Annotated in this window: 24 protein-coding genes; 12 read left to right on the top strand and 12 right to left on the bottom strand. The window is 60.6% G+C overall.

Annotated features, from left to right (window positions below):
* Nucleotides 1-37 precede the first annotated feature (37 nt).
* Nucleotides 38-271 carry a hypothetical protein gene (locus tag EKH79_RS14115; protein WP_126674489.1) on the bottom strand — a complete coding sequence of 78 codons (234 nt, stop codon included), beginning with the start codon at nucleotides 269-271 and terminating at the stop codon, nucleotides 38-40.
* Nucleotides 272-866: 595 nt separating this feature from the next.
* Between EKH79_RS14115 and EKH79_RS14120 the strand changes: the two genes are divergently transcribed.
* The 3 genes from EKH79_RS14120 to EKH79_RS14130 are packed head-to-tail and all read left to right on the top strand — an operon-like array spanning nucleotide 867 to nucleotide 3,759.
* A complete protein-coding gene (locus tag EKH79_RS14120) occupies nucleotides 867-1,898 on the top strand; it encodes a two-component system sensor histidine kinase NtrB (RefSeq protein ID WP_126674490.1) in 1,032 nt (343 codons plus the stop codon).
* Complete coding sequence (gene ntrC, locus EKH79_RS14125; protein WP_425478507.1) at nucleotides 1,888-3,285, top strand: nitrogen regulation protein NR(I); 1,398 nt, start codon at nucleotides 1,888-1,890, stop codon at nucleotides 3,283-3,285. The genes EKH79_RS14120 and ntrC overlap by 11 nt, the downstream gene beginning before the upstream one ends.
* Before the next feature lie 21 nt (nucleotides 3,286-3,306).
* The gene (locus EKH79_RS14130) at nucleotides 3,307-3,759 is read left to right on the top strand and encodes a GNAT family N-acetyltransferase (protein ID WP_126674492.1); all 453 of its coding nucleotides are present in this window, start codon (nucleotides 3,307-3,309) and stop codon (nucleotides 3,757-3,759) included.
* A gap of 282 nt (nucleotides 3,760-4,041) precedes the next feature.
* On the opposite strand, the gene EKH79_RS14135 is transcribed toward EKH79_RS14130, so the two are convergent.
* Both EKH79_RS14135 and EKH79_RS14140 read right to left on the bottom strand, forming a co-directional pair.
* Entirely contained in the window at nucleotides 4,042-6,528 is a 2,487-nt protein-coding gene (locus EKH79_RS14135; RefSeq protein ID WP_126674493.1) for a sensor domain-containing protein, read from the bottom strand.
* Nucleotides 6,529-6,610: 82 nt separating this feature from the next.
* Nucleotides 6,611-7,744 carry a hypothetical protein gene (locus EKH79_RS14140; protein ID WP_126674494.1) on the bottom strand — a complete coding sequence of 378 codons (1,134 nt, stop codon included), beginning with the start codon at nucleotides 7,742-7,744 and terminating at the stop codon, nucleotides 6,611-6,613.
* A gap of 116 nt (nucleotides 7,745-7,860) precedes the next feature.
* Between EKH79_RS14140 and EKH79_RS14145 the strand changes: the two genes are divergently transcribed.
* The gene (locus EKH79_RS14145; protein ID WP_126674495.1) at nucleotides 7,861-9,147 is read left to right on the top strand and encodes an acetyl-CoA C-acetyltransferase; all 1,287 of its coding nucleotides are present in this window, start codon (nucleotides 7,861-7,863) and stop codon (nucleotides 9,145-9,147) included.
* Nucleotides 9,148-9,151: 4 nt separating this feature from the next.
* Here EKH79_RS14145 and EKH79_RS14150 read toward each other — a convergent pair whose 3' ends face one another.
* The 5 genes from EKH79_RS14150 to EKH79_RS14170 all read right to left on the bottom strand — a co-directional run bounded on the left by EKH79_RS14150 (nucleotide 9,152) and on the right by EKH79_RS14170 (nucleotide 13,882).
* Nucleotides 9,152-11,047 carry a phospholipase D family protein gene (locus tag EKH79_RS14150; RefSeq protein ID WP_126674496.1) on the bottom strand — a complete coding sequence of 632 codons (1,896 nt, stop codon included), beginning with the start codon at nucleotides 11,045-11,047 and terminating at the stop codon, nucleotides 9,152-9,154.
* A gap of 20 nt (nucleotides 11,048-11,067) precedes the next feature.
* Complete coding sequence (locus EKH79_RS14155) at nucleotides 11,068-11,631, bottom strand: YceI family protein (protein WP_158621258.1); 564 nt, start codon at nucleotides 11,629-11,631, stop codon at nucleotides 11,068-11,070.
* Entirely contained in the window at nucleotides 11,628-12,101 is a 474-nt protein-coding gene (locus EKH79_RS14160; RefSeq protein ID WP_126674498.1) for a SixA phosphatase family protein, read from the bottom strand. The genes EKH79_RS14155 and EKH79_RS14160 overlap by 4 nt, the downstream gene beginning before the upstream one ends.
* Nucleotides 12,102-12,110: 9 nt before the next feature.
* Nucleotides 12,111-12,743, bottom strand: coding sequence for a nucleotide-binding protein (locus EKH79_RS14165; protein WP_126674499.1), 633 nt, complete (start codon nucleotides 12,741-12,743; stop codon nucleotides 12,111-12,113).
* Between the two features lie 116 nt (nucleotides 12,744-12,859).
* A complete protein-coding gene (locus EKH79_RS14170; RefSeq protein WP_126674500.1) occupies nucleotides 12,860-13,882 on the bottom strand; it encodes a hypothetical protein in 1,023 nt (340 codons plus the stop codon).
* 143 nt (nucleotides 13,883-14,025) lie between these two features.
* Here EKH79_RS14170 and EKH79_RS14175 point away from each other — a divergent pair, with 143 nt between their 5' ends.
* Nucleotides 14,026-14,223, top strand: a complete 198-nt coding sequence (locus EKH79_RS14175; RefSeq protein WP_199754336.1) for an antitermination protein NusB — start codon at nucleotides 14,026-14,028, stop codon at nucleotides 14,221-14,223.
* A 40-nt stretch (nucleotides 14,224-14,263) separates the two neighbouring features.
* On the opposite strand, the gene speE is transcribed toward EKH79_RS14175, so the two are convergent.
* Nucleotides 14,264-15,115, bottom strand: coding sequence for a polyamine aminopropyltransferase (speE, locus tag EKH79_RS14180; protein WP_126674501.1), 852 nt, complete (start codon nucleotides 15,113-15,115; stop codon nucleotides 14,264-14,266).
* A 267-nt stretch (nucleotides 15,116-15,382) separates the two neighbouring features.
* On the opposite strand from speE, the gene speA reads away from it, so the two are divergent.
* The 5 genes from speA to EKH79_RS14205 all read left to right on the top strand — a co-directional run bounded on the left by speA (nucleotide 15,383) and on the right by EKH79_RS14205 (nucleotide 21,165).
* Nucleotides 15,383-17,272 carry a biosynthetic arginine decarboxylase gene (gene speA, locus EKH79_RS14185; protein ID WP_126674502.1) on the top strand — a complete coding sequence of 630 codons (1,890 nt, stop codon included), beginning with the start codon at nucleotides 15,383-15,385 and terminating at the stop codon, nucleotides 17,270-17,272.
* A 102-nt stretch (nucleotides 17,273-17,374) separates the two neighbouring features.
* Entirely contained in the window at nucleotides 17,375-18,160 is a 786-nt protein-coding gene (locus EKH79_RS14190) for a 3-hydroxybutyrate dehydrogenase (RefSeq protein ID WP_126674503.1), read from the top strand.
* Nucleotides 18,161-18,339: 179 nt separating this feature from the next.
* Nucleotides 18,340-19,080, top strand: coding sequence for an acetoacetate decarboxylase (locus tag EKH79_RS14195; RefSeq protein ID WP_126674504.1), 741 nt, complete (start codon nucleotides 18,340-18,342; stop codon nucleotides 19,078-19,080).
* A gap of 9 nt (nucleotides 19,081-19,089) precedes the next feature.
* Nucleotides 19,090-20,283, top strand: a complete 1,194-nt coding sequence (locus EKH79_RS14200) for a DUF3734 domain-containing protein (RefSeq protein ID WP_126674505.1) — start codon at nucleotides 19,090-19,092, stop codon at nucleotides 20,281-20,283.
* Nucleotides 20,284-20,301: 18 nt separating this feature from the next.
* A complete protein-coding gene (locus tag EKH79_RS14205) occupies nucleotides 20,302-21,165 on the top strand; it encodes an NAD(P)-dependent oxidoreductase (protein WP_126674506.1) in 864 nt (287 codons plus the stop codon).
* 79 nt (nucleotides 21,166-21,244) lie between these two features.
* Here the strand turns inward: EKH79_RS14205 and EKH79_RS14210 are convergent, their stop codons facing one another.
* From EKH79_RS14210 to radC, 3 genes are all read right to left on the bottom strand, one after another.
* Entirely contained in the window at nucleotides 21,245-21,943 is a 699-nt protein-coding gene (locus EKH79_RS14210; RefSeq protein WP_126674507.1) for an SPOR domain-containing protein, read from the bottom strand.
* A complete protein-coding gene (gene argS, locus EKH79_RS14215) occupies nucleotides 21,943-23,631 on the bottom strand; it encodes an arginine--tRNA ligase (protein WP_126674508.1) in 1,689 nt (562 codons plus the stop codon). The genes EKH79_RS14210 and argS overlap by 1 nt, the downstream gene beginning before the upstream one ends.
* 502 nt (nucleotides 23,632-24,133) lie before the next feature.
* On the bottom strand, nucleotides 24,134-24,805 hold the full coding sequence (radC, locus tag EKH79_RS14220; RefSeq protein ID WP_126674509.1) for a RadC family protein: 672 nt from the start codon (nucleotides 24,803-24,805) through the stop codon (nucleotides 24,134-24,136).
* 99 nt (nucleotides 24,806-24,904) lie between these two features.
* Here radC and coaBC point away from each other — a divergent pair, with 99 nt between their 5' ends.
* The gene (coaBC, locus tag EKH79_RS14225; protein WP_126674510.1) at nucleotides 24,905-26,110 is read left to right on the top strand and encodes a bifunctional phosphopantothenoylcysteine decarboxylase/phosphopantothenate--cysteine ligase CoaBC; all 1,206 of its coding nucleotides are present in this window, start codon (nucleotides 24,905-24,907) and stop codon (nucleotides 26,108-26,110) included.
* Nucleotides 26,107-26,562 (top strand): dUTP diphosphatase, encoded by a 456-nt coding sequence (gene dut / locus EKH79_RS14230; protein WP_126674511.1) that lies wholly within the window; start codon nucleotides 26,107-26,109, stop codon nucleotides 26,560-26,562. Before coaBC ends, dut begins: the two co-directional genes overlap by 4 nt.
* The last annotated feature ends 14 nt before the right edge of the window (nucleotides 26,563-26,576 follow it).

The raw sequence follows: 26,576 nt of genomic DNA on the forward strand, positions 1-26,576 counted from the left end.
ATGAAAGGCTTGTTGCGTCTTATCGTCTCCATCCCAGTCAGCTCATTAGATCGGTAATGTTCGTGACAATCCGAATTACCTTGCCAACTAGCTCCAGCACACGATCTCCCCAGTTGAACGCGGTGAGATAGTTCGAACTAGTTTCCTCTTGCTCTAGTGCTGTAACTACTGTCTGAATTTCATCGATGACGCTAGTGTCGAGTTGGCCTCGATAAGCATCACGCAGCTCTTTAAGCAGACGGATGCTGCTTTCTTTGGTGTGGCTATCCATTTGGATAACTCCTTCAACGGGCATCATTACCCGCCGTCAGTAGCAACGAGCCGGAAGGAGCCAACCCGACACAACAAGCCAATCACCATTTCTGACGCTTCAGAACCTCGCCGTCACCAATTACGGTACGACCAGATTCATAGGACGTAGGAGCTGAGCACCTATGCCTGCGACGTAGCCTCACCAATGGATCGTGAAGCGTCCCATTCAATGGGACCGATTAGCTAGCTCTTTGCTATCGAAAAAGAAGTAGAACCATTCCCAAAGTCAGCACGACCGAGCGGTAACACTCGGCCTTGAGCTAAAGATAATCGTGTCGACCGCGCTTGTCAATAAATTTCACTGTCAGTGAATACGAGCCGGCATTCGGACTGGCGGGCCGAACTAGAGGCCTTTACGAGCAATTGTTTCCTTTTGGAGCGTCGCCACGCAGTGACCGTTGCGCTCCCAAACTCCAATGTTTGTAATCAGGCCGTTCTCCAATGTTTGTAATCCGCATACAAACATTGGAGTTCTGTCCAAAAAATTTCGCGTCAATTCACCAGGCTGAGCACTGCCATTTGCACCAAACCAGCGCATTGCCCATTATGGTGCAATGAGAGAGAGCTCCCGCGAATGGGCTGAGCAGATGTCGACCGGGCTGGCACTGGTCGATGGTCAGCTGCGCGTTCAGTGGATCAATCCGGCGCTGGCGGAATTGCTGGGGCTGGGTTTGCGCCATGCGCAGGGGCAGCATCTCACCGGACTTTTGCCGGACGCCGACGTGGTGGAACAGGCTGCGCGATGTCTGGTGGAGCAGCGTTCGGTGCAGTGTCGGGGTGTGGCGCTATCGGGTATGCAGAGCGACGGATTGCGCGCGGACGTGTCGCTGCAGCCATTGAATGCCGAAAGCGTGCTGGTGGAAGTGCACGCATTGGCGGAGTCGGCACCGACGGTTTCGCCGCTGTCGGCCACGCTGCGCGGGTTTGCGCATGAAGTGAAAAATCCGCTGGCCGGTTTGCGTGGCGCGGCGCAATTGCTGCAGCGTCGTCTGGACGACGCAGACATGCAGGCGCTGGCGGCCTTGGTGATTGCGGAAGCGGATCGCTTGACAGCCTTGGCCAATCGTTTGCTGCATCACGATGGCGCGCCGCAACTGGGTGCGGTGAATCTGCATCAGCTGCTTGAACGTCTGAGCGATTTGATTCAGGCCGAACCGTCGCCGCCGCATCTTCGCCATGACTACGATCCAAGTTTGCCGGATGTACATGGCGATGCGGATCGCCTGCTGCAGGTGATGCTCAACCTCGCGCGCAACGCCATTGAAGCAGGCGCCAGGACACTGACGTTGCGCAGTCGCGTCGAGCACGGTGTGCGGGTGGGCGATCGCATGTTGCGCAGCGCGCTTCGGCTCGACGTTCTCGACGATGGTCCCGGTGTGCCGCCGGTGTTGCGCGATACGTTGTTCGAACCGCTGGTTTCCGGCCGCGCGGACGGTACCGGTTTGGGTCTGGCTATCTCGCGTGAAATTGCACACGAGCACGGTGGCGAATTGCGTTACGTCAGCCGTCCGGGCGAAACCGTGTTCTCGCTATATCTCCCGTTGCCGCCGCGCGTCAGCGCCGCGTCTGGAAAAAATGATGGCTAATCGCTCCGATACGTCGGATATCTGGATCGTCGATGACGATCGCGGCGTGCGCTTCGTGCTCGCCGAAGCCTTGCGCGATGCCGGTTTGTCGGTGCGTGAATTCGAAGACACAGCAAGCGTGCGCGGAGCCTTGCGCGATGCAACGCCAGCGCTATTGATCACGGATGTGCGCATGCCCGGCGAGGGCGGATTGGCGCTGGTGGACGAATTGCATACACGACAGATCGGTCCGGTGATCGTCATGAGTGCGTACACGGATGTCGCGACGACTGCTGCCGCATATCGTGCCGGCGCAGTCGATTATCTGGCGAAACCATTCGATCTCGATCAGGCCATCGCCGCAGTGCAGCGCGCACTGGCCGACAAGCCGCATGCCCATGCGCCGGTGCCGGCGCCATCCGCGCCATCGCATGCGTTGCTCGGCGAAAGTGCGCCGATGCGCGAGGTGTTTCGATTGATCGGGCGCGTTGCCGCCAGCGACTTGAACGTGTTGATCACGGGCGAAACCGGCACCGGCAAGGAATTGGTGGCGCGTGCGTTGCACGAAGAAAGCGCGCGCCGAGGCAAGCCGTTCGTGGCGTTGAACACCGCGGCTATTCCGAGCGAGTTGCTGGAAAGCGAATTGTTCGGCCATGAAGCAGGCGCATTTACCGGTGCGACGCGCCGTGTGGCGGGGCGCTTTGAGCAGGCCGAGGGTGGCACGCTTTTCCTCGACGAAATCGGCGACATGCCGTTGATTCTGCAAACGCGATTGTTGCGTGTGCTTGCAGGCGGCGAGTTCTACCGGGTGGGTGGCCGCGAATTGATTCGCTGCAATGTACGCATCGTCGCGGCGACGCATCAGGATCTGGATGCGCGCGTTGCGGCGGGACTGTTTCGCGCCGATCTGAAGCATCGTCTGGATGTCGTTCGCATCGAATTGCCGGCGCTGCGTCAGCGGCGTAGCGACATTGCCTTGCTCGCGCAGCATTTTCTGGCCAGTGCAGCACAAGAACTCAAGTTGCCGCCGAAACGTTTTTCAAAATCCGCGTTAAAAGCATTGGCGCAGCGCGATTTTCCCGGCAACGTGCGTGAGCTGGAAAATCTGTGCCGGCGTCTTGCGGTGATTGCATCAGGCACCGAAATCTTGCCTGCCGATCTTGGCAAATCCGTTGAAGGTCCGAGTGGCGATTGGACGGATGCGTTGCGGGATTGGGCCGATCGTGCCTTGATGCAGGGCGAGGCGGATATCCACACGCGTGCGCGCGAAGCGCTGGACCGCGTGCTGCTTGAAGCCGCCTTGGCCGCGCACAACGATCATCGTCAGCATGCGGCGGCGGCGCTTGGTGTCGGCCGCAATACGCTAACGCGTAAATTGGGTGCGTCGCGTACGCGGCGCAAATCATAATTAGTTTTTGGAGTGCGCAACGTGACTACAGTGACGATCCGTCACGCAGAACGCCGTGATATTGCCCATATTGCCGAGTGGAATGCGGCGATGGCGTGGGAAACCGAACAGAAGCGTCTTGATATTCATCTGCTGACACGCGGCGTGACGGCTGTTTTCGATGAGTCGCGCCGCGGCTTCTATTTGATTGCGGAGCACGATGGGCAACCTGCGGGTTGTTTGTTGGTGACCTATGAGTGGAGCGACTGGCGCAACGGCGACTTCTGGTGGATTCAGAGCGTATACGTGGCGCCGGAGGCGCGGCGTAGCGGTGTGTTTCGCGCGCTGCACACCGCGGTTGCGCAGCGCGCGGCGAATGCCGGTGCGGTCGGCTTGCGACTCTACGTGGAGACGGAGAACAAGCGTGCGCAAGATACGTATCACAAGCTCGGCATGGATCAATGCCATTACTTGATGTATGAGCAGATGATTTGATGCGTGTCGAAGATGCGGGCTTTTTTGCTCGTCATCCCAGCGAAGGCTGGGATCCAGTGACGTTGACGTACTGAGGACACTGGATGATTCGCTCCGCTTACCCCTTCGGGGCCGTCCTTCGGACGTTCTGCGCGCTTCGCGCTTGTCCAGCCTTCGCTGGAATGACGTTGAGGGCGAGTGACGTTGAGGTTATTAGTAACGCTCTAGTTAGCTTGGGCGTTCTTCCAAATGTGGTGAACGTTTGAGTGGAAGGTTGGGGGCCAGATCACTGCTGTGGTCCCGTCACGCAACCTGTTCCACAAGTCGCTGATGTAATGCATCGGCACTCATGGGCGCACCAAAAAGGAAGCCCTGCATCTGTGAACACCCGGCTTCGCGCAGGAACGTGCTCTGCAGTTCCGTTTCAACGCCTTCGGCAATCACATCCTTGTTGAGGCTGCGTGCCATCGCAATGATCGCGCTGGTGATGGCGGCCGTTTCCGGATCTTGTGTGATATCGCGTACGAAGGCGCGGTCGATCTTTAGCGCATCGACTGGGAAGTGTTTCAGATAGGAAAGACTGCTGTAGCCGGTGCCGAAATCATCCAGCGACAAACGCACGCCACGCTGGCGTATGCGGCGAAGCAGACGAATGGTGCCGTCACCACCGCTCATCACCGTGCGTTCGGTGAGTTCCAATTCAAGCAGTGCAGGATCCAGTCCGGTCTCGCAAAGAATGCTGTCGAGGCGCTCGTAGAAGCCTGCATATTGAATCTGCAGCGGCGATACGTTGACGGAGATGGGAATGGGTCGCCCCTCCCGCTGCCAGTGCCGCGCCTGCACGCAGGCTTCGCGCAGTGCCCATGTACCGATGGAAACGATAAGGCCGGTGTCTTCGGCTACTGGGATGAACTGATCGGGCAGGAATGCGTCTTTGCCTTCCACTTGTAGGCGCAGCAATGCCTCGGCACCCACGATATGACCCAGTGCCGCGTCGACTTTGGGTTGGTATTGCAACGATAGTTCGCCGTGTGCGAGCGCATGGCGCAGAACATTTTCAATGCGCTGGCTTGCCACCGAGCGTTGGCTCATTTCCGGCGAATAGAAACAATAGCCGTGGCGTCCCTGCGTTTTGACTTCGTACATGGCGGAGTCGGCGTTGCGCACAAGCGCATCCGGCTCGATCGCATCGCGAGGGAAAAGGCTGATGCCTATGCTCGCCCGTATGTCGAGCGGCGGAAGATGCGAAACCTTGGTTTGTGCGCACGCGTCGAGAAGCTTTTGCGCAAAACTGGCCGCTTCGTCGGCATCGTCCACGCGCGGCAGCAGTACAACGAATTCGTCGCCCGTGTAACGGAAAGCCAAGTCTTCACTTTCGCGCAGTGTGCCGCGTATCTGCTGCGCGACCGCCTGCAGTACTTGATCGCCGACACCATGGCCGAGCGTGTCGTTGATGCGGCGGAAGTGATCGAGGTCGATATAAAGCAGCGCGCATTGACGATGACGCTGCATCGCCATGCTTGTCGCCTGTTCGATACGCGCGTAGAGCAGGCTGCGATTGGGCAAGCCGGTGAGCGTGTCGTGTTGGGCCAGCTGGATCAGCTTCAAGGCTAGCGTGCGGTTTTCGCTGATGTCGTGACAGACCAGCACGCCGCCGGTGATGTTGCCGGAATGATCGTGAATCAATGCGGCCGAGTTCTCGATCGGCGTTTCGAAACCATTGCGATGCAGAAGTATCGCCTTGCCGCTGAAGTCGACGACCGCATTGCGCCGCATGGCTTGACGCAAGGGATTGTCCAAGGGTTGCCGCGTATTGATATCGCGCAGGCGGAAAACATCGTCGAGCGGACTGCCTTTGGCTTCGGTGCTGGTCCAGCCCGTCATGGCTTCGGCGATCGGATTGAGCGACGTGACATTCAGTGCGATGTCGGTAGTGATTACCGCATCGCCGATGGAGTTGAGCGTGACTTCAGCGAGTTGCCGTTCGCGGAACAACGCATCTTCGTATTGCTTGCGTTTGGAGATGTCCTGGACCTGGCTCACTAGGTAATTGAGCTGGCCCGATTCGCTGCGCACCTGCGACACGCTGAGCAACACGTTGACGATATGTCCGTCGCGATGAATGTAGCGCTTCTCCGTCTGAAACGCTTCGCGCCGGCCATTGGTGATTTGCGCGGCGAGTGCTTCGCTGAGCGGCAGGTCGTCGGGATGCGTGATGTCGCGCCAAGCCATCGCGCGCATTTCGGTTTCGGTATAGCCGAGCATGTCGCACAACGATGCATTGACGCGCTGATAGCGGCCGTCGGGAAGAACCAGTGCCATGCCGACCGCGGCATGCTGGAAAGCGAGCGAGAAGCGTTGCTCGCTTTCGCGCAGCTGCTCTTCCAGTGCGTGGCGTTCGGTGACATCGGTAAAGACGGTGAAGACGCCGCAGACGTTGCCCTGTGCATCGAAATCCGGCGTAAAGCTGCCATGCACGTAGCGGCGCCCGGGGCCGCTGAAAAGTTCGCCTTCGTAGCTGGACGCCTGACCACTCAGGGCCTGTATCAGCGCTGCGCGGGCACGCAGATAGCTTTCCGGATCCAGCGCTTCGCTGACCAGACGGCCCATGATTTTTTCAGGATCGATATCGAACCAGAGCCGGTGTGCTTCGTTGGCGAAGATGAAGCGCTCGTCCGTATCGATATAGGTGATGAGCGCCGGAACGCTCTGTACGACATGCACAAGCAGATCCGTCCCCGCCGGGGGGGCGGAGGTGATGCCTTCGACGGGCTGCGTCACCTTTGACATGTCGGATCCCCGGAGCCACCGATCAGGGTGTTTATCTGGGCGCTCGTTGCCACATCATGCGCCGGACCGGAGGCCGTTGCACCTAGTGAAGCGAGGGGGACGGTGCGCTGAGTCGGCCGTTTTCGTCGAGTTCGATGTGGCCCAGGGCGTGAAGATCGCTCGCTGAATCGAAATGATCGGCCAGGGTCGCCAGCAAAGGGCCCAATGCACTGGGTTGTAGGGGATACGCGTGCGCCAGCACCCGCGCACGGCCGGCGGGGCCTGGCTGCGCCACGGTGATGGCCACGACGCCCAGACCGGGTGCCTCATGCGCGAAAAGTGATGGTGCGCCGTAGGACATGTCGGGTGACGCGACGATGTCGATCAATGCGCCGTTGTCATATTCGACAGCGGCGCCATCCAGTTGCATCGGTATGCCATGTGCATGCAATAACGCACCGTACTGCCGCAATTCGAACATCACACCGGCAAACGCGTGACGGCGATCGGCGGCATCGCCGCCTTGATGCGCCAGCCATTGCGCGGGCGACTGCGCCCACACTTTGCCATCCGCATAACGCAATGACAGTCCGCGCGCGCTCAACGTCGTTTCTTCGCGATAGGGCGTCAGCAAGGCCGCTTCCAGCAATTGCCACAGCGGTGCCAGGTTGACGTGTTCGTATTGCACGCAAGTAAGTGCAAGCAGGTCGTTGCGGCTCAAAAAGCGCGCATGTTCCAGCCGGATGCCGAAACTCCGCATCAACCAGTCGGAGGTACGCGTCCCCGCTTCACCGCGGCCGACGAGTTCGACTTCCAATCGATCGGAAAGCTCACTGGCCAATGCGTCCGGCGCCAGCAGGCTGAGCGGCAAAAGGCGCATGGGACCGCCGGCGTAGCGCGGATCGGGTTCGAGCGGCTGTGCAGGCATGTGGCCGTCGTGGCTGCCGAACGCCACGACGTTCTCCAACTGACCGCGCGGAACGCGCCGCGCCAATTCGTCCAGCGTTGCCCAGACGGGAAAACCGGGGCGCAGCAATTCCACCGCATCGAACAGCGAGCCGGCCAAGGCCAGCCGCGCCTGCGCCACCTGCGGAACCAGTGCGTGCAGATCGTCGGCCACCAGTGCGGCCAGTTCGGCGGCCTCATCACGGCCCAGCGTCAGTTGCCGGGGTTGTTCGTCCGGGGACAATTCCAGCGCCAGAACGATGGGGAGCGCTTGCAAAAGACCAGCTTCCACGCAGGGATATCCGTGTGCCAAAGGGTTACAAGTCTAACATTCGCGCTTTCGGGCTTTCGCCCAGGCACAGAGCGGGTTAGCCTTGCCGGATCAGGTGTATCTGGATAAGTCAGGCTATGGAAAACACGCAGCAGCGCGTCGGCATTATCGGCGGTGTGCGCATCCCGTTCTGTCGCAACAACACTGCGTATGCGGATGTGGGCAACTTCGGGATGTCGGTGAAGGTGCTGGGTGCGCTGGTCGAGCGCTTCGGCCTGCACGGCGTGGAGCTGGGCGAAGTGGCGATGGGGGCGGTGATCAAGCACTCCTCCGACTGGAATTTGGCCCGCGAAGCCCTGCTGAGCTCCGGTCTGGCGCCGACCACCCCCGGCATCACCACCGCGCGTGCCTGCGGTACGTCGCTGGACAACACCATCATCATCGCCAACAAGATCGCCGCGGGTCAGATCCAGGCTGGCATTGCCGGCGGTTCGGACACCACCAGCGATGTGCCGATCGTTTTCACGCCGCGTCTACGCAAGCGCCTGCTGGCGATGAATCGCGCGAAGACGCCGATGGACAAATTGAAAACCGCGCTGCGCGGATTTTCGCTGAGCGAATTGAAACCGTCGTTTCCCGGCGTGGCCGAGCCGCGTACGGGCATGTCGATGGGCGACCACTGCGAAAAGATGGCGCGCGAGTGGCATATCGGCCGGGTGGATCAGGATCGCGTCGCACTGGAAAGTCACCGCAAGCTGGCGGCTGCTTACGAGGCGGGTTTCTTTGAAGATCTGGTCGTGCCATTCCGTGCGTTGAAGCGCGACGGTTTTCTGCGCCCCGATACCACGATGGAAAAACTCGCGACGCTTAAGCCGGCGTTCGACAAGACATCCGGGTTTGGCACACTCACTGCCGGCAACTCCACCGGCTTGTCCGACGGCGCTGCGGCGGTGTTGTTGGGCAGCGATGCGTGGGCGGCCCAGCGCGGCCTGAAAATTCAGGCGTATCTGCGCGACGCCGAAGTGGCCGCGGTCGATTTCGTGCACGGCGAAGGGTTGCTGATGGCACCCACCATTGCGGTGCCGCGCATGCTCGCGCGGCATGGACTTACGCTGCAGGACTTCGACTTCTACGAAATCCATGAAGCGTTTGCGGCGCAGGTGCTCTGCACGCTGCGTGCGTGGGAATCGGCCGATTACTGCAAGAATCGATTGGGGCTGGATGCGCCCTTCGGTTCGATCGATCCGGCCAAGCTCAACGTGCACGGCTCCAGTCTTGCCGTGGGACATCCCTTTGCCGCCACCGGCGCACGCATTGTCGCCACGCTGGCCAAATTGCTGGAGCAGAAGGGTTCCGGTCGCGGGCTGATTTCCATCTGCACCGCAGGCGGCATGGGTGTCACGGCGATTCTGGAACGCCCCTAAGCCCTTAGAGAACGCCTTGCACGCCCGCACCGAACGCGGTGATGAAACGCGTGTAGATCAACTTGGGTGAAATATCGACGTCCGGAAAATCGCCGGCTGGCGCGTAGCAGTTCTCGAAATTCGGATCGGTGGGCAATAGCGGTGCGCAGCCCGGTTTGATGTCGTAACTGGTTGCGTAGCGGAACGGCCAGATGTCGAAAAACGGAAGCTTGGCCGAGACGTTGCTGATCGCCAGACTGATGTTGCCAAGCACCGGAATCACGGGCTTGCGCTCGGCAATCACCCAAGCATTTTCCGGCAAGGTGGATTGCATGATCGACTCGCGCAGCTGACTTGCAAAACGCTGGTCGTAGATGATGACGCCCGCTTCGGTGTTGTAGTGATCGGAGCGTGGATCGAAGTTGTGTGTGCCGACCATTGCCAGATCGTTATCCACCACGATGGACTTGGCGTGCAGACCAAAGCGGCGGCCGGCGCTTATCAGTGGCGCGGGACGATTGCGTCGGCCGTTACTGCCGAAAAGACCGGGCCGTCGTTCCGTGCCTGGCGCGCGCTTGTGTTTCAAGCCGGGCGTTGCGGGTTCCGAGGTCGCGTCGTCATCGTCTTCTTCATCGTAGACGTTTGCCTGCTCGTAGGCAGCGTTCGCGATCTCTGCGTGCGGCTTCATTTCATAGATGTCGAAGCCGTATTTCGTAAGATAGGTGCGGCGACGCTTGTACGACACCGCATAAACCGCAAAGGCATCGGTCGACGCCAGCGAGTTGGTGGAGACGATGATCTTCGGCGGTGGTGCTTCGTTGTGCAGCTTCTTGAAAAGGCGCCGCGCACGGCTACTCATCACCAGATAAGGCGTTTGCAGCACGACTTCTTGCTTTGCGTCGGTGACAAGGCGCATCAGGCGCATGGTGAATTCGCGCGCGTCGCGTTTGTCGGGATTTTCCGTCTTGCCAGGACGATCACTGAAGTATTCCACCTTGCTGATGACCAGACTCGGTTCGATCAAGTGCTCGGTGAGCCACTCGGAATCCTCCGCTTCGGCCTGTGCGCTGGCGACGCGCGATGGATTGGCGTAGTGCGGTGCCGGCCATGGCGGCGGATTCGGGTCGCGAAGAATCAGGCGATTCACGTCGCGAAGATGCGTTAGTGGCACGGAACGTTTGTGGTTCCAGAAAAGTTCGAAGCTGCTCGCCATCGCCTGCGCAGCGGGGCCGCCGACCATCACGTCGCGATCGACATAGTCGTAATCGTTATCCCAGTTGAAATAACGATCCTGATAATTGCGGCCGCCCGTGATGCCGATGGCATCATCCACCAACAGCAGTTTGTTGTGCATGCGCTGGTTGAACTTTATGAAACAGCAAACCAGTCCGGCGGCAAATTCCAATGGCGGCGTACGCGAATTCTGGAAGGTGGGGTTGTAGATGCGCACCTGAAGATTCGGGCTGGCGCGCGAAAGTTTTTCGAGCACCACGGGGTCTTCGAACGAAAAAAGTTGATCCGCGACAATACGCACGTTGATGCCGCGACGGGCAGCGGCGATCAATTCGTTGAGAACCAGCTCGCCGGTGTCGTCTTCGTCCCAGATATACGTTTGCACGTCGATCGATTGGCGTGCCGCGCGAATCAGATTGATGCGTGCGACCAATGCGGCCTCGCTGTCGTCGAGCAGCGTGACGATATGTTCGGGTTTGTCCGGCGTGGAATGGGCGAGTGCCTGATCGGCCGCATCGAGCAAGGGCGAGGGCGTTGCGCAGTGATCGGGGCTGTGACAGGTGAGTTGCTGATCCACGCTGGCGGCGACGATCGTATCGGCTTTCTGGATGCGCGCGCGCGTCAGCGTGCAGCCTTGCAGCAGCACGGCCAGCAGCACAATGACGAATAGACCGCAGCGCAGACGCATGCGCCGATGATAACCGTGGCTCAGCGACTTTCGCGTTGCAGCGTGATACTCAGATTCAGGTCGACGCTGTCCGATAGCGCCAGGTGATCTGCAGTCATGCCGAATACGCTTCGCCGCAGATTACCGTGCAGCATGATCTTGCAGGGGGTCGGCGATATTTCTTCACAGTGCACCGGTTCCACCGCAAATTGAATCGGCGCGGTAATGCCGCGCATGGTGAGGTAGCCGGTGAGCGTGCCACCCCGGTCTAAGTCGGCCTGTGAAATCGGGTTGGAAATGAAGTGAATCAGCGGATGATGGCCGGCGTCGAAAAAGGCCGGCGCCATGACCCACTGGCGCATGCGCGAGGTAGGCATCGCGACGCTGTCTACCGAAATCGATGCATCGACGACCCAGCTATCGGGACTGGGTCCGGGCACGACATCACCCGCGACTTGCGTGAAATGACCGTCGACGTGCTCCAGCCACAGCACGCGCACTTCGAAGGTTGCCTGCGAGGCAAGCGGATCGATGCGGTAATCCGTTTCGCTGGCCGCTGCCGAGGCCGCAAGAAAAAGCAGCGGCAGCAGCCAGAGCCGCCTCACGGCGACCAGAACGCATCCAGTCGTGCGCTGCCCGGTTCCAGCGGGCCATCCAGATGGAGCACGGCCAATCCGGCCGGCGGCATGCCACGAAATTCGTCGGAGCGACCTTCCACGAGTAATGCCACCAGCCGTTCGATGCCCGGATTGTGGCCTACCAACATGACGGTATTAACGTCGTCGTGTTGATCGAGCAGGGCCAGCAGTTCGCCTGGCGTGGCGTTGTAAATCTCGGTCGCTTCCTGCATCGCCGGCGCACGTTCGAGTGCCGCCAGCGCAAGTGTTGCCGTGGCGCAGGTGCGTTCGGAAGGTGAGCACAGCACGCGGTCGGGACGAATGCCGTGCGACTTGAGCCAAGCGCCTGCTGCGCGCGCCTCCTGTTCGCCCCGTCCGCTGAGGCGGCGCACATTGTCGTCGGCACCCGCTGAGGCGGGCTGTGCTTCGGCGTGCCGTAGCAGGATCAATTCATGCATAAAAATTCCTTAGTGCTTTCGCTTGATCCAGCGTAACAAAGGTGCCCAGTCCTGTTGGTGCCCGCGAACCTGTTCGGAGTTGTAATCGAAGATACCCTTGCCCAACGAGGTCAGTAACACATATGCCTGCGTGTCGCGCAATTGTGCGATGACCGGGAAGGGCGCCTGTTCGGCGAGCTGTTCCATCGCTTCCTGACTGGCGTGGGTCCATGGCTTGAGCCGGTTGCCGACCAGTGCGACGGGCAATTTGCCGCGTTTGATGCGGCTGATCGTGCGCAAGTGCTGGAGAAAATGGAGCGTGGCGTGCATGTCGAACGACGATGGCAGCACGGGCACCACCAGCATGTCGGCCTTTTCCAGATACGGCTCGAGTTCGCGTTCGTGCGAACCGGCGGGGGTATCGATCAACAGGCGATCGGTGTCTTCGGGCACTTTGTCGAGCGACTTGCGGCCGCCTTCCATCGCCAGGACGCCGGGCACATTTTCAGGACGCAGACTGGCCCAGCGGAAACTGGAGCCTTGCGGGTCGCTATCGATGATGGCGGTGCGTTTGCCGTCCTGCGCCCAATGCGAAGCCAGCTGGGTTACCAGCGTGCTCTTGCCACAACCACCCTTGCTGCTTGCTACCAGCACCGTAAGCATTACATGCCCCTGCGTCGTGGAGTGGGCTCAAGGGTAGCGGGGGAGAGGGGAGCAAGGGAACAGGCAACGATAGCGCACTGCAACGAAGTTGGCGCGGTTGCTGTTCCCTTCTTGGCTCAGTTGGCCTTGGCCGCCGGGGCGTCGGTGGGAATGCCGTCGTCGTGCAGTGCGGCCAGTATCAGGCTCATCTGGGTACCGCCAGTGCGCGCCAGGGCCAGCAGATGCTGCGATTGGGCTTTATCGTTCCGCGCGCGGGCGGAGAGCTCGGCGAAGTTCTGTACCTGCCACACCAGGTTGTGCCGCGCATTCTGGGCGTCCTGCTGCTGGGCCGGATCGCCACTGAGTACTTCACGCAGGTGCAAGCCGAGCGAGCGGCCCAGCGGGCTGGAACCCCATTCCAGAATCTTGCCGAGTTTCAGGCAATCGTCCTTCACGGTCGGATCCTTCGGCGCTTTGTCTTCGCAGTAGGTCGCGGTGTCGTGCAGTGCCGGCTGCGGAATGCCGGACGCGCTGCTGAAGGCAATCAGCATCTGAACGCCGTTCGGGCCCGCACTGGAATTGGGGTCCATGGTGGCGGGCGGCGGTGGCAGGGTGCTGACGGTGGCGGCCAAGGCTTTCAGGCCGACGCCGGAATAGTCGTCATAGATCTTGGCGTTGGCGGCATTCGTCAGGTCCTGACGTGCGTCTTGCGCCTTCATCGTATTGACGTCCTGGCTGAGCTTCACCAGCCAGGCCGCCGCGTTGTCCGGTGCCTGCTGGACCAGTTGGGCGAGCGCATCGGCGTTCGGGCATTCCTTGGCCTTGGCGTCGCAATCGGCCAGGCGAACCCAGTTTTCCGCAGGGCCGGCGTCGTCCGCGTGGGCGGCACGTTCGATCAGTGCATGGAAGGAACTGATTTTGTTCTGATTGGGCAGCGGACGGGCCAGCAGCGCGGCGGCGAGCAGCCGGTCGGCGGAGGCGCTTGGCGCCAGCACGCTGACCAGATCGCTTTGGAAGGCGAGCAACGCATTGACGCGCGCTTCGTCGGCTTTCGAGGGAGTGGGCCCGGGGCCGGGACTGTCTTGCGGGCTTGCCATAGCAGCCGACGAGGCGCCAAGCGTGCAGAGAAGGGTAAGGACCAGGGGGCGCCATCCGCGCATCAGAGATGCTCCGTCGTTCATAAAGGCGGGCAGCATACCCCGCGCGGACTAAGGCGGTTCTGAACGGCTGGATTCAGATGCCCCGGCCCGCGGCCGCACTTGTTAGCATGGCCGCTTGCCATCGCGGTACATGGGAGAAAGATGTGGATTCGTTTTTGACGCTGGCGCAGGGGACCGTCCCATGGTTTGCAGGATGGGGCACGCTCGCCTTGATCAATGCCGGTCTGGCGCAGGGCAAGAACCGCAGCGGACTGTGGTGGTTCTTGTTGTCGCTGGTATTTGGCCCCGTTGCGACCCTGGTACTGGTGCTATTGCCCAAGGTACGCAGCCGGTTGTTCTGATGCCCGCGGTAGGTGCGGGCACGCCGATCGTTCGCTGAAATTATTCGCCCAACGCTTCGCGCATGAACTCGGGCGTCGCCAGCGCGCCTTTGTGCACGTCGGCGTTGTAGTAGCGCGTCGGGAAATTCTTGCTGATGGCGCCGCGTTCGCGGAAACCGGCAAGATCGCCGCCTTTGCGCGCCATCGTGCAGCTCCACCAGCCGGTCGGGTAGCACGGTTGCGGGAAGGGCAGCGTACGCACGGCACTGAAACCGGCGGTGCGCATCGCAGCGCGCATCGACTTGATCAGTTCCAGATGCGCAATCGGCGATTCGCTCTGTTGCACCAGAATGCCGCCATGACGCAGTGCCTTGAAGCAGCTCGAATAGAACGCGGCGTTGAACAGCCCTTCGGCCGGACCGACCGGATCGGTCGAATCCACGATGATCAGATCCAGCGATTCCGGCTCGGCGTCCGCCATGTATTTGATGCCGTCGATAAACAGCAGCTCCGCGCGCGGATCGTTGTTCGACTCGCACAGCTCCGGAAAATACTGCTCGGCCAGACGCGTCACGCGCTCGTCGATTTCCACCTGCACGGCATGCTCGACTTCTTCGTGCTTGAGCACTTCGCGCAACGTGCCGCAGTCGCCGCCGCCGATGATCACCACGCGTTTGGCGCGCGCATGGGTGAACAGCGCCGGGTGGGTCATCATCTCGTGGTAGAGGAAGTTGTCGCGGCTGGTCAGCATCACGCAGCCGTCGATCACCATCAGGTTGCCCCAGTCGGTGGTCTGGTAGATCTCGATCGTCTGGAACGGGGTTTTCTCGGCATGAAGCGGTTTTTCCACGCGATAACCGATGGAGGAACCGGAAGCCTGATGCGCTTCGGTGAACCAGCTGGGCTGCGACATGACGGGAAGATCCTGAGAAGCAAGGTTAAAGAGACGCAATTGTACCGAGAACGGTGCCGATGCGGTTGACCTCAAATTGTCGCGCCGGGCCTATTACAATACGTATTCGGGTCGCGCCCACCCCATGCGGACGTGACCCGCCAAGCCCTTCCGGCCCCGCGGCGTGCGAGGCTTCCGGCCGGTGGGCTTCGCGTTCGTCAAGGCTCGCCGCTGCGACGATGTCGTCTTTAGGGTCAATCGAACGGCCCGCATAAGGAGATACCGTCCATGGCGAATTCCTGGAACACCGAGACCGCACGTCACACCTATGCCGTGCCCTACTGGGGCGACGGCTACGTCGATGTGAACGATGCCGGTCACATCGTGATCCGGCCACATGGCTCGAAAGGGCCGGCTCTTTCGCTTCCCGAGATCGTCGAGCGTGCACGCGCCGAAGGCTTGCGTCTGCCGTTGCTGGTGCGCTTTCCGGACATCCTCGCCGACCGCCTTTCCCGTCTGCAGGGCGCGTTCGCCAAAGCGATCGGCGAATGGAATTACGCGGGCGGCTATACGGCCGTCTATCCGATCAAGGTGAATCAGCAGCGTGGCGTGGTGGCGGAACTGGTCGCTGCCGGCGAGCAGGGTTTTGGCCTCGAAGCCGGATCCAAGCCGGAATTGATGGCCGTGCTGGCGATGGCGCGTCCGGGTTCCATCGTGATCTGCAATGGCTACAAGGATCGCGAATACATTCGTCTTGCGCTGATCGGCCGAAAGCTTGGCTTGCGGATTCATATCGTCATCGAAAAGCCGTCCGAACTGGAAAACGTCATTGCCGAAGCGAAGGCGTTGAATGTCGAGCCGCTGCTTGGCGTGCGCGTTCGCCTTGCATCGATCGGTGCGGGTAAGTGGCAGAACACGGGTGGCGACAAAGGCAAGTTCGGTTTGTCGCCAGCGCAGGTGCTGAGCCTGGTCGAACGCCTCGATCAAGCGGGCTTGAAGCACACGTTGAAGCTGCAGCACTTTCATATGGGCTCGCAGATTTCCAACGTGCGCGACATCGCCAACGGCATGCGCGAAGCGACGCGCTATTTCGTCGAGCTCACGCGCCTTGGCGTTCCGCTGGAGATCGTCGATGTCGGCGGTGGCCTTGGCGTGGATTACGAAGGCTCACGTTCGCGCAGCCACAACTCCATCAATTACTCGCTGGAACAGTACGCGACGACCATCGTTCAATCGCTCGCCGAAGCCGTTGAAGCGGAAGGTTTGAAGGCGCCGCACATCATCACCGAAGCCGGTCGTGCGATGACTGCACATCATGCCGTGATGGTGATCAACGTGAGCGAAGTGGAAGCCGTACCAGCAGGCAGTTTGCCACCTGCTGAAAAAGACGAGCCGTCGGTGTTGCGTCATCTGCGTGAAGTGCACGAAGAACTCGATGTGCGCCCGTCGCTGGAGCTGTTTCACGAAGCGCAACATCACTTGCAGGAAGGTCAGACTCTTTACGCGCTCGGTCAGTTGTCATTGGCCGATCGCGCGCGGCTGGATGAGTTGTATTACGCCATTGCCAATGCCGTGCGCGCGCGCCTGCTGCCTGCCGAACGCGCACATCGTCAGGCGCTGGACGATCTGGACGAAAAGCTCGTCGACAAATACTTCGTCAACTTCTCCGTGTTCGAATCGGTGCCGGATGTGTGGGCAATCGACCAGATTTTTCCGATTGCGCCGATCGCGCGCCTGCACGAACAACCGACGCGCCGTGGCGTGCTGGTCGATCTCACCTGCGACTCGGATGGCCGCATCGATCATTACGTCGATGCAGAAGGTGTCGACGTCAGCATTCCGCTGCACGAACTGAAAAACGGCGAGCCGTATCGCCTGGGCATTTTCATGGTCGGCGCGTATCAGGAAACGCTGGGCGACATCCACAATCTGTTCGGCGATACCGATGCGGTGAACGTGCGCGCGGACGGCAACAGCTATGTCTTCGCCCACAAGCGCCGCGGCGACACGACGGATCTGATGCTCGACTACGTGGGATATGACCTCGAGGCATTACGCACCAGTTACCGCGAACGGATCGCCGCCGCCGGTGTCACCGGCGAGCAGGCCGAGAAGCTGTTTGTAACATTGAATGAAGGTTTGACCGGCTATACCTACCTATCCGAAGGCGTGCGCTGATGTAGCAGGATCGCGGCGTCTCGCAAGTACGCGAGGCGCCCTGAACCGGATGGATGTGCCGCCGATAATCCTTTCCCCATCCCCCATCCGAAGGAGTGGCATATGGCAAGTCTCGACGGCAAAGTTGCATTGATCACCGGCGCTGCAAGCGGCATTGGCAAGGCGATCGCAGAGCTTTACGCAAAGAACGGCGCAGCCGTGGCGATTGCGGACATCAATCAGCAAGCAGCGGACGCTGCAGCAGCAGAGATCAAGGCAGCAGGCGGCAAAGCTGTCGGCATCGAAATGGATGTCACCAACGAAGACGCCGTGAACGCGGGTACCGAGAAGACGGTCGCCACCTTCGGCCATCTGGACATTCTCATTTCCAACGCGGGCGTGCAGATCATCAACCCGATCGATCAGTTCTCTTACGCCGATTGGAAGAAAATGCTGGCGATCCATCTCGACGGCGGCTTTCTTACGACCAAGGCCGCGCTCAAGCACATGTATAAAGACAACCGCGGCGGCACGGTGATCTACATGGGCTCCGTGCATTCGCATGAAGCGTCGAAGCTGAAGTCGGCGTATGTCACGGCGAAGCATGGCTTGCTTGGTCTGTCGCGCACGCTTGCCAAAGAAGGCGCGGCGCACAACGTTCGTTCGCATGTGATCTGCCCGGGCTTCGTGCGCACGCCGCTCGTTGAAAAACAGATTCCGGAGCAGGCGAAAGAGTTGGGCATCAGCGAAGCAGATGTGATCAAGAACGTGATGTTGAAAGACACGGTGGACGGTGTGTTCACCACGGTGGAAGACATTGCTGAAACGGCTCTGTTCCTGGCGGCATTCCCGAGCGCGGCGCTGACTGGCCAGAGTTTTGTGGTGAGCCACGGCTGGTACATGCAGTAATCGCCGACGCCGCTCCCTCCCCTGCTTGCAGGGGAGGGTTGGGGAGGGGTTGCACGAGCTTGCCGCAAGGCCGATCGGCTTCACCCCACCCCAACCCTCCCCTACTGCACGTAGGGGAGGGGGTAGGTAGTGGTGAGTTGAAGTTGGATGCCACGCAAAACCTTCACTAGGAAGCGCTCATGAAAATCGCCGACGTCAAAGCCAACGCATTCGCTATGCCGCTGACAAGCCCGGCGTTCCCGCCCGGCCCGTATCGTTTCGTCAATCGCGAATTCCTCGTCATCACCTATCGCACGGACATGGACGCGCTGCGTGCTGTTGTGCCGGAACCGCTCGAAGTCACCGAGCCGCTGGTGAAATACGAATTCATTCGCATGCCCGATTCCACCGGTTTCGGTGACTACACCGAATCGGGACAGGTGATTCCCGTAACCTTCAACGGCCAACGTGGCGGTTACGTTCACTCCATGTATCTCAACGATCATCCGCCGATTGCCGGTGGCCGCGAGCTGTGGGGTTTTCCGAAGAAACTCGCCAGCCCCGTGCTGGATACCGAAATCGATACGCTGGTTGGCACGCTCGATTACGGCAAGGTGCGCGTGGCCAAGGCGACGATGGGATTCAAGCATCGTCCTGCGGATCAGGCTGCGATTCTTGCCGGTCTCGCTGCGCCGAACTATTTGCTCAAAATCATTCCGCATGTCGACGGCACACCACGCATCTGCGAGCTGGTGCGTTACTACACCAGCAACGTCACGCTGAAAGGTGCGTGGACGGGTCCCGCTTCGCTGGAGCTTCATCCGCACGCATTGGCACCGGTTGCTGATCTGCCCGTGCTTAAGATCGAATCGGCGCTGCATTACATCACTGATCTCACGCTCGATCTGGGCACAGTGGTTCACGATTATCTCGCTGCATAGAGGCGTTCCATGACTGAGCAAAAGGCGTCGACGCCAAAAGTCGCTGCGCACCATCCCGCGCAGGATGCTTACAAAGTCACGGCCCTGGTTCTCCAGGGCGGTGGCGCGCTGGGTGCGTATCAGGCGGGTGTGTATCAGGCGCTCAGCGAAGCGGGGTTGCATCCGAACTGGATTGCAGGCATTTCCATCGGTGCGTTGAACGCCGCCATCATCGCGGGCAACGCGCCCGAAGATCGCGTCGAAAAACTGACCGAGTTTTGGGAAACGATCTGCAAGTCCGCGTTCTGGCCCAATCGCCCGGCGTTGCCGTGGCCGGAAACGATGACGTGGCCGCAGATATTCCGCGATGGCGTCAACACACTCGCGGCGTGGCGCGCGCTGACCGAAGGGCAGTCAGGGTTCTTCCAGCCACGCATGCCGCCGCCGGTGCTGCAGTTGCACGGCACGCCAGCGACCGCAAGCTGGTATGACACCGCACCGCTACGCGAAACACTGGAACGACTGGCGGATTTCGACCGCATCAACGATCAGCGCTCGATGCGTGTGTCGGTGGGTGCAGTGAATGTGCGCACGGGCAATTTCGCGTATTTCGAAAATCGCCATCACAAACTGCGGCCGGAACACTTCATGGCGTCGGGCGCATTGCCACCCGGGTTTCCCGCGGTCGAAATCGACGGGGAGTATTACTGGGATGGCGGCATGGTCTCCAATACGCCACTCTACAAGGTGCTGTCCGACCAGCCGCATCGCGATGCGCTGATCTTCCAGGTCGATCTATGGAGTGCCTGCGGAGCATTGCCGCGCGATATGAGCATGGTTGCCGAGCGCAGCAAGGACATCCAGTTCTCCAGCCGCACGCGTCTGGTCACCGAATACATGCGCCTGACCCGGGAGCAACAGCGTTTCCTGCATGACGTGATGAAGCTGGTGCCGGAAGACAAGCGCAACGATCCAGCCTATCGCCGGGCCGAGCAACAAGCCAACGGCGCACTGACCAATCTCATCCACCTGATTTATCGTGACAAGCCCTACGAAGGGCATTACAAGGATTACGAGTTCAGTGTCACGACGATGCATGAGCACTGGCAGAGCGGTTTGACCGATATGCGGCACACGCTTTCGCGGCCGCACTGGCTTGAGCCACCGAAACCCGAAGACCCGTTCGTGACGCACGATGTGCATCGTGCGTTGAACAACGACTGAGAACGTGAAGGACAACGCATGACTTTGAAGGCTGCTTTTATCGGTTTGGGCGCGATGGGCGCACCGATGGCCGGACATCTGAAGCAACATGGCCTGTTGTATGCGGTGGCCAATCGCACGCAAGCGAAAGCCGAGCAGTTGGCGCGCGAACTGGGCGTCACTGCGCCGGCAACCTTGGCGGAGCTGGCGCCGCAATGTGACGTGATCGCGCTATGCGTGACGGCGGATGCCGATGTGCTCAACACCGTTGAGGCGCTCGCGCCGCATGTGCGTCCCGGGACGATCGTGATCGATCACTCCACCGTCGATCCTGAGACGGCGAAGAAAGCAGCTGCACGCCTGAAAGAAGTCGGTGCGCACTTTCTTGATGCGCCGGTTTCCGGCGGCGTTGAAGGTGCGAAGAACGGCAAGTTGTCGGTGATGGTTGGTGGCGATGCGAACGTGCTGGAGCGTGCGCGACCGGTGCTTGAGTCGTATGCGTTGCGCGTCACGCATCTCGGCGACGTGGGTGCTGGCCAGGCGACCAAGGCGGTGAATCAGGTGTTGGTTGCCGGCATCGCGCAAGCCGTTTGCGAAGGCCTGGCGCTGGGTGAGGCATTAGGTCTCGATCCGGAACGTCTCATCCCCACCTTGGGTGCGGGTGCCGCTGGCAACTGGTTCCTCGAAAAGCGCGGCGCGACGATGTTGAAGAACGAATTCAGCGTCGGGTTCAAGCTGTCGCTGTTGCACAAGGATCTTGGCATCGTGCGTGGTATCGCTGAAAAAGCGGGTACATCGCGCAGCGTTGTCGAGCGTTCGTTGGCGGACTATGCCGAACTGATGAAGCAAGGTCACGGCGATGACGATATTTCTGGCCTGATACGGCTGAAACGAGCTCACTGAAACATCGGGCAGCTTCGCTTTAGGTCGAACATAAAAAAGGCCACGCTTTGCGTGGCCTTTTGCATAACAAGCGCGAGGATTACTTGCCTTCTTTCAACGCAATGGCAGGAATGCCCGCGGCGGAGAGACGCTGCTTGGTCGATTCAAGATCGGTTGCCGAATGGAACGGTCCCAGGCGCACGCGATGATAAGTCTGACCGCCGACGTTGACCGACTGCACATTGGCGACGAAGCCCTGCAGCGCAAGTTTGGCTTTCAGTGTCTCCGCATCGGCAGCGCTTGGGAACGCGCCAACCTGGAGCAGATAGCCACTCGTTGCAGGGCTGGCCGCTGGCGCTGCTACGGCGGAAGCGGGGGCTGCCGTGATGTTCTGCGTAACAGCCTTTGGCGCGTTCGGTGGCAGTTGCTGCGCCGGTGCCGGCGTGGTGGCTTGCTGTTGCGCGGCCTGTTGTTGCTGCTCGGCTTTCGCCTGCGCACTGATTTCCGAATCCGGAATGCGCACTTCTTTCTCCGACAGGACGGAGTAGAAGTCGTATTGCGGTTTCTTCGGCGCCGTCGTGCTGGTCGTCGGCTGCAGACCTTCGTCGCTACCCGGCTGTGCGGTCGCTTCCGGATTCGGCTGCGGACCTTTCGGCGCCATCGGCACCATGGAATGACGCATCAGCACGACCACGACGAGGGCGCCGATCAGCACGCCGATAAGTATTCCCGCCCAAGCCGGAAATCCGCCGCCGCTGTTGCGAACAGCCTGCCGGCCTTTGCCCTTGCGTGTTGCCATTACATGCTCTCCGGGGCGCTGAGGCCCAACAAATCCAAACCATTCTTCAGAACTTGCCGCGTGGCAATCACCAAGGCCAAGCGCGCGTCGCGCACATCCTTATCATCGACCAGGAACTGATGCGAGTTGTAGTAGGTGTGGAACGCATTCGCCAGTTCGCGCAACCAGGCTGCGAGAAGTTGCGGTTCCAGATTGGCAGCGGCGTTCTCGACCATTTCCGGATACTTGGACAGTTCCGTCAGCAGAATCTGCTCATGCTCGTTATCAAGACGCGACAGATGCGCCTGACCGTTCACCAAGTCGACAGCAAAACCTTTCTCGGCTGCCTGACGTAACACGCTGCACACGCGTGCGTGCGCGTACTGGATGTAATACACCGGATTGTCGTTACTCTGCGAGCGCGCGAGGTCGATGTCGAAAACCAGCTGCGAATCGCCCTTGCGCGAGATCAGGAAATAACGTGTGGCGTCGCGACCGGCTTCGTCGATCAGATCGCGCAGCGTGAGATAGCTGCCTGCGCGCTTGGAAATTTTCACTTCCTCGCCGCCGCGCATCACGGTGATCATCTGGTACAGCACGTAGTGCGGCCAATCCTTGGGAATGCCGACGTCCAGTGCCTGCAAGCCTGCTTTCACGCGCGCCAAGGTGCCGTGATGATCGGCGCCTAGCACCGTAACGGCATTTTCGTAACCGCGTTGCCACTTGCTCATGTGATAGGCGACATCCGGCACGAAATACGTGTAGGTGCCGTCGGATTTGCGCATCACGCGATCTTTGTCGTCGCCGAAGTCGGTAGTGCGCAGCCATAGGGCGCCGCCTTCTTCGTAGGTGTGGCCGTGCGCGAGCAATTCGCGCACCGTTTCCTCGACCTTGCCGTCGGTGTAGAGCGACGACTCCAGGAAATACACATCGAAATCGACACCGAACGCTTTCAGGTCGAGGTCTTGTTCGTGACGCAGCGCCGCCACGGCGAAGCGGCGGATGGCGTCGAGGTCGTCGGGATTTTTTGCGCCAGTGACCGTGTGGCCGTCGGCCGTTACGGATTCGCCAGCCAGATACGCCTTGGCGACATCGGCGATGTAATCGCCGCGATAGCCGTCTTCCGGCCAGCCCGCATCGCCCGGCGCAATGCCGCGCGCGCGCGCCTGCACCGAAATGGCCAGGTTCTGAATCTGCACGCCGGCGTCGTTGTAGTAGAACTCGCGCTTGACGTTCCAGCCGGTGGCGTCGAACAGACGGCTGAGGCAATCGCCGATCACGGCGTTGCGGCCATGACCAACGTGCAGCGGACCGGTCGGATTGGCCGAAACGAATTCCACGCCGACCGTTTTCCCAGCGCCGCTATGGCTGCGTCCGTAGGCGTCGCCGTCGGCGAGGATGCGGCGCACCTCGGCGTGATAGGCGTCCTGCGCCAGAAAGAAGTTGATGAAACCCGGGCCTGCGATCTCCACTTTGCCGATCAACGTATTGGCAGGCAGCGCAGCGACCAGCTTTTCGGCCAGATCGCGCGGTTTCGCGCGTGCCGGCTTGGCCATCAGCATGGCGGCGTTCGTGGCGAAATCGCCGTGTTCGCGGCTTCGGGTGCGCTCGATCACGAAATGGGGCGGCTCGACGCCCTCAGGCAGGGTGCCATCGCTCTGAAGGTTCTGGATGGCCTTGAAGACCAGTTCGTGCAGCGCGTCTTTCACGGGTCGAGATCGTCAGGGATGGGACCGCGCATCCTATCAGACCAAGCGCGTCGGGCCCTCGTTTCAGCGCTATTTCAGACGGTTCCCGTAGCGGGAGGGGTTCCTGCTGCAACGCGGCGGGTCGAGCTGTGGATAAGTCTGTGGGGAAAGTTGAGGCGCTGTAGAGGCTGCCCCGGAAAAGTCCAGCGGAAATGAAGCTGTCATTCAATTAATTGTTCTACATCAATAGTTTAAATAACTAAGTTGATGTGATCTTCAGTAATATGCCTGTAAGTGGCGCTGCGGCGTCAATGTGCATAAGTCTTGCCACCTCGCTCAAGCGAACCTGCATACCGCATGTCACAACCCAGTCATGACGCGCCGCGACAATGCGCGGGTATCACTGGCGTCTCCCCCGCCGGATCGATACGGGACTGCCGCATCCCGCTATACCCTCCCCTCATGCGGCCGCCGGCGCGAACCTCTCGGTCGCGCCGTTTTTTTTTGCCCCGGAAACGGGAATCTAGAGCAAACCGCGCGCTGCCATCGAGACGGGTTGGGCGTGCCCGATGACCAGATGGTCCAGCACCCGGACCCCGACCAGCCGCAACGCCTGTCCCAATTCGCGGGTGATGGCCTGATCCGCCGCGCTCGGTTCGGCAACGCCGCTGGGGTGGTTATGGGCGAAGATCACTGCCGCCGCGTTGTGCCGAAGGCACGCGCGGACCACTTCCCGCGGGTGCACGCTCGCACCGTCAATCGTGCCCCGGAACAATTCTTCAAAGGCCAGCACGCGATGCCGGTTGTCGAGATAAAGGCAGCCGAAAACTTCATAAGGCAGATGACGCAGGCGGGCGGTGAGGTAATCGCCGCTGTCGCTGGGACTGGCCAGGGCGGGGCGTTCGGTCAGCTGTTCGGCGAGACTGCGGCGAGCCAGTTCGAGTGCCGCGGCAATCCGCGCGCGCTTTGCTGGTCCCAGGCCGTTGGCTCGAATGTCCTGATCGGGCCGGCCCAGCAGCGCGCCAAGACTGCCGGCGCGCGTCAGCAATTCCCGTCCTAGTGCGATGGCGTCCTTGCCGCGCACACCGCTACCCAGCAGAACGGCGAGCAGCTCCGCGTCGGACAAGGCGGCGCTGCCATGGCTCAGCAATTTTTCGCGGGGACGTTCGCCTTCGGGCCAGTCTCGAATACTCATGCTGTCAGCTTGAAGCTGCCGATGCGATCGGGGCAGCAGTTGCCGTACATGAATCCGGTAAGCTAGCCGTCTAGCTGAAAGTCAGGCCCTGCTTACACCATGAGTCTTGCCCAACGCCGCATATTGCTAGGGGTGTCAGGTGGCATCGCCGCCTACAAATCCTGCGAACTCGTCCGCCGCTTGCGCGATCTGGGCGCGCACGTGCGTGTCGTGATGACGGAAAACGCGACCCGCTTCGTGACCCCGACCACCTTTCAGGCGCTCTCCGGCGAAGCCGTGCGTACGAGCTTGTGGGATGAGTCGGCCGAAGCGGCGATGGGTCATATCGAGTTGGCGCGCTGGGCTGAGCGCGTGCTCATCGCACCGGCCAGTGCCGACCTGATGGCCCGTCTTGCGCACGGTCACGCCAACGATTTGCTGACGACGCTGTGCCTCGCTACCGCTGCGCCGGTCTATCTGGCGCCAGCCATGAATCAGCAGATGTGGGCGCACGCCGCGACACAGGCCAATCTCGCCACGTTGCGCTCGCGCGGGGTGCATATCCTCGGTCCTGCTGCGGGCGATCAAGCCTGTGGCGAAGTGGGCTCCGGGCGCATGCTTGAACCGCACGAGCTGCGTGAAGCCATCGTCGCGTCGTTTGGCGATCGCGTGCTGCAGGGAAAGAAAGTCGTCGTCAGCGCCGGTCCGACGTATGAGGACATCGATCCCGTGCGTTTCATCGGCAATCGCAGTTCCGGGCGCATGGGTTTCGCCGTTGCCGAAGCGGCTGCACAAGCCGGTGCGCAGGTGACGCTGGTGGCCGGTCCCGTGACGCTGGCAACGCCGCACGGCGTCGCCGAACGCATCGACGTGCGTAGTGCCGCGCAAATGCATGCGGCGGTGACGAAAGCGGCGGCCGATGCAGATATCTATATCGGTGCGGCCGCCGTAGGCGACTACCGCCCCAACGCGGTATCCGAACACAAATTGAAGAAGCAGTCGGGCTCGGACCTGACGCTGCAACTCGCGGAAAACCCGGACATCCTCGCCAGCCTGTCGGCGCAGCGCGTGCATCCGTTCCTGGTTGGATTCGCTGCTGAAACGCAAAACGTAGAGAGCTATGCGCGCGACAAACTGCAACGCAAGGGATTGGACATGATCGCCGCCAATCAAGTTGGTCATGGGCTGGGATTTGAAACCGCCGACAATGCGATCACGCTGTATTGGCCCGACGGGTCGGCCGAATTGCCGCGTGCCGACAAAGCATCGCTCGCGCATCAGCTGATCGAGCGCATCGCCACCCGTTACAAGGCGGTGCGAGGATGATCGATGTCGAACTGAAGATTCTCGACCCCCGCCTGGGCGACAGCATTCCTCTACCGCAAGCCGCTACAGCGGGCAGTGCGGGCATGGATTTACGAGCCGCGCTGGAACAACCGTTGACGTTATCCCCAGGCGAAAGCGCACTCGTTCCCAGTGGCATGGCGATTCATATCGGCGATCCAGGCTGGTGTGCCTTGATCGTTCCGCGATCGGGACTCGGTCACAAACACGGTTTGGTGATGGGCAATCTGGTAGGTGTCATCGATGCCGACTATCAGGGCCCGCTCATGATTTCGTGCTGGAACCGCGGTACGCAGCCGTACACCATCGGCGTTGGCGAGCGTGTTGCGCAGTTGTTGCTCGTGCCGGTTGCAGAGGCGCGATTGAAAATCGTTGACGAATTTGTGCCGTCGCAGAGGGGCGACGGCGGATTCGGATCCACCGGGAAACATTGAGACACGTGGGGAAT

This window comes from Dyella dinghuensis (assembly GCF_003977615.1).
Taxonomy (GTDB): Bacteria; Pseudomonadota; Gammaproteobacteria; order Xanthomonadales; family Rhodanobacteraceae; genus Dyella_B; species Dyella_B dinghuensis.

Coding starts and splice junctions, on each gene's coding strand:
- speE (WP_126674501.1), bottom strand. CDS start 15,115: ATGTCGCAGCCCAGCTGGTTCACCGAAGCGCATCAGGCTTCCGGTTCC.
- EKH79_RS14160 (WP_126674498.1), bottom strand. CDS start 12,101: ATGCATGAATTGATCCTGCTACGGCACGCCGAAGCACAGCCCGCCTCA.
- speA (WP_126674502.1), top strand. CDS start 15,383: ATGGCGAATTCCTGGAACACCGAGACCGCACGTCACACCTATGCCGTG.
- EKH79_RS14200 (WP_126674505.1), top strand. CDS start 19,090: ATGACTGAGCAAAAGGCGTCGACGCCAAAAGTCGCTGCGCACCATCCC.
- dut (WP_126674511.1), top strand. CDS start 26,107: ATGATCGATGTCGAACTGAAGATTCTCGACCCCCGCCTGGGCGACAGC.
- EKH79_RS14115 (WP_126674489.1), bottom strand. CDS start 271: ATGGATAGCCACACCAAAGAAAGCAGCATCCGTCTGCTTAAAGAGCTG.
- EKH79_RS14135 (WP_126674493.1), bottom strand. CDS start 6,528: ATGTCAAAGGTGACGCAGCCCGTCGAAGGCATCACCTCCGCCCCCCCG.
- coaBC (WP_126674510.1), top strand. CDS start 24,905: ATGAGTCTTGCCCAACGCCGCATATTGCTAGGGGTGTCAGGTGGCATC.
- EKH79_RS14165 (WP_126674499.1), bottom strand. CDS start 12,743: ATGCTTACGGTGCTGGTAGCAAGCAGCAAGGGTGGTTGTGGCAAGAGC.
- EKH79_RS14190 (WP_126674503.1), top strand. CDS start 17,375: ATGGCAAGTCTCGACGGCAAAGTTGCATTGATCACCGGCGCTGCAAGC.
- EKH79_RS14210 (WP_126674507.1), bottom strand. CDS start 21,943: ATGGCAACACGCAAGGGCAAAGGCCGGCAGGCTGTTCGCAACAGCGGC.
- radC (WP_126674509.1), bottom strand. CDS start 24,805: ATGAGTATTCGAGACTGGCCCGAAGGCGAACGTCCCCGCGAAAAATTG.
- EKH79_RS14170 (WP_126674500.1), bottom strand. CDS start 13,882: ATGCGCGGATGGCGCCCCCTGGTCCTTACCCTTCTCTGCACGCTTGGC.
- ntrC (WP_425478507.1), top strand. CDS start 1,888: ATGATGGCTAATCGCTCCGATACGTCGGATATCTGGATCGTCGATGAC.
- EKH79_RS14120 (WP_126674490.1), top strand. CDS start 867: ATGAGAGAGAGCTCCCGCGAATGGGCTGAGCAGATGTCGACCGGGCTG.
- EKH79_RS14195 (WP_126674504.1), top strand. CDS start 18,340: ATGAAAATCGCCGACGTCAAAGCCAACGCATTCGCTATGCCGCTGACA.
- EKH79_RS14150 (WP_126674496.1), bottom strand. CDS start 11,047: ATGCGTCTGCGCTGCGGTCTATTCGTCATTGTGCTGCTGGCCGTGCTG.
- EKH79_RS14145 (WP_126674495.1), top strand. CDS start 7,861: ATGGAAAACACGCAGCAGCGCGTCGGCATTATCGGCGGTGTGCGCATC.
- EKH79_RS14205 (WP_126674506.1), top strand. CDS start 20,302: ATGACTTTGAAGGCTGCTTTTATCGGTTTGGGCGCGATGGGCGCACCG.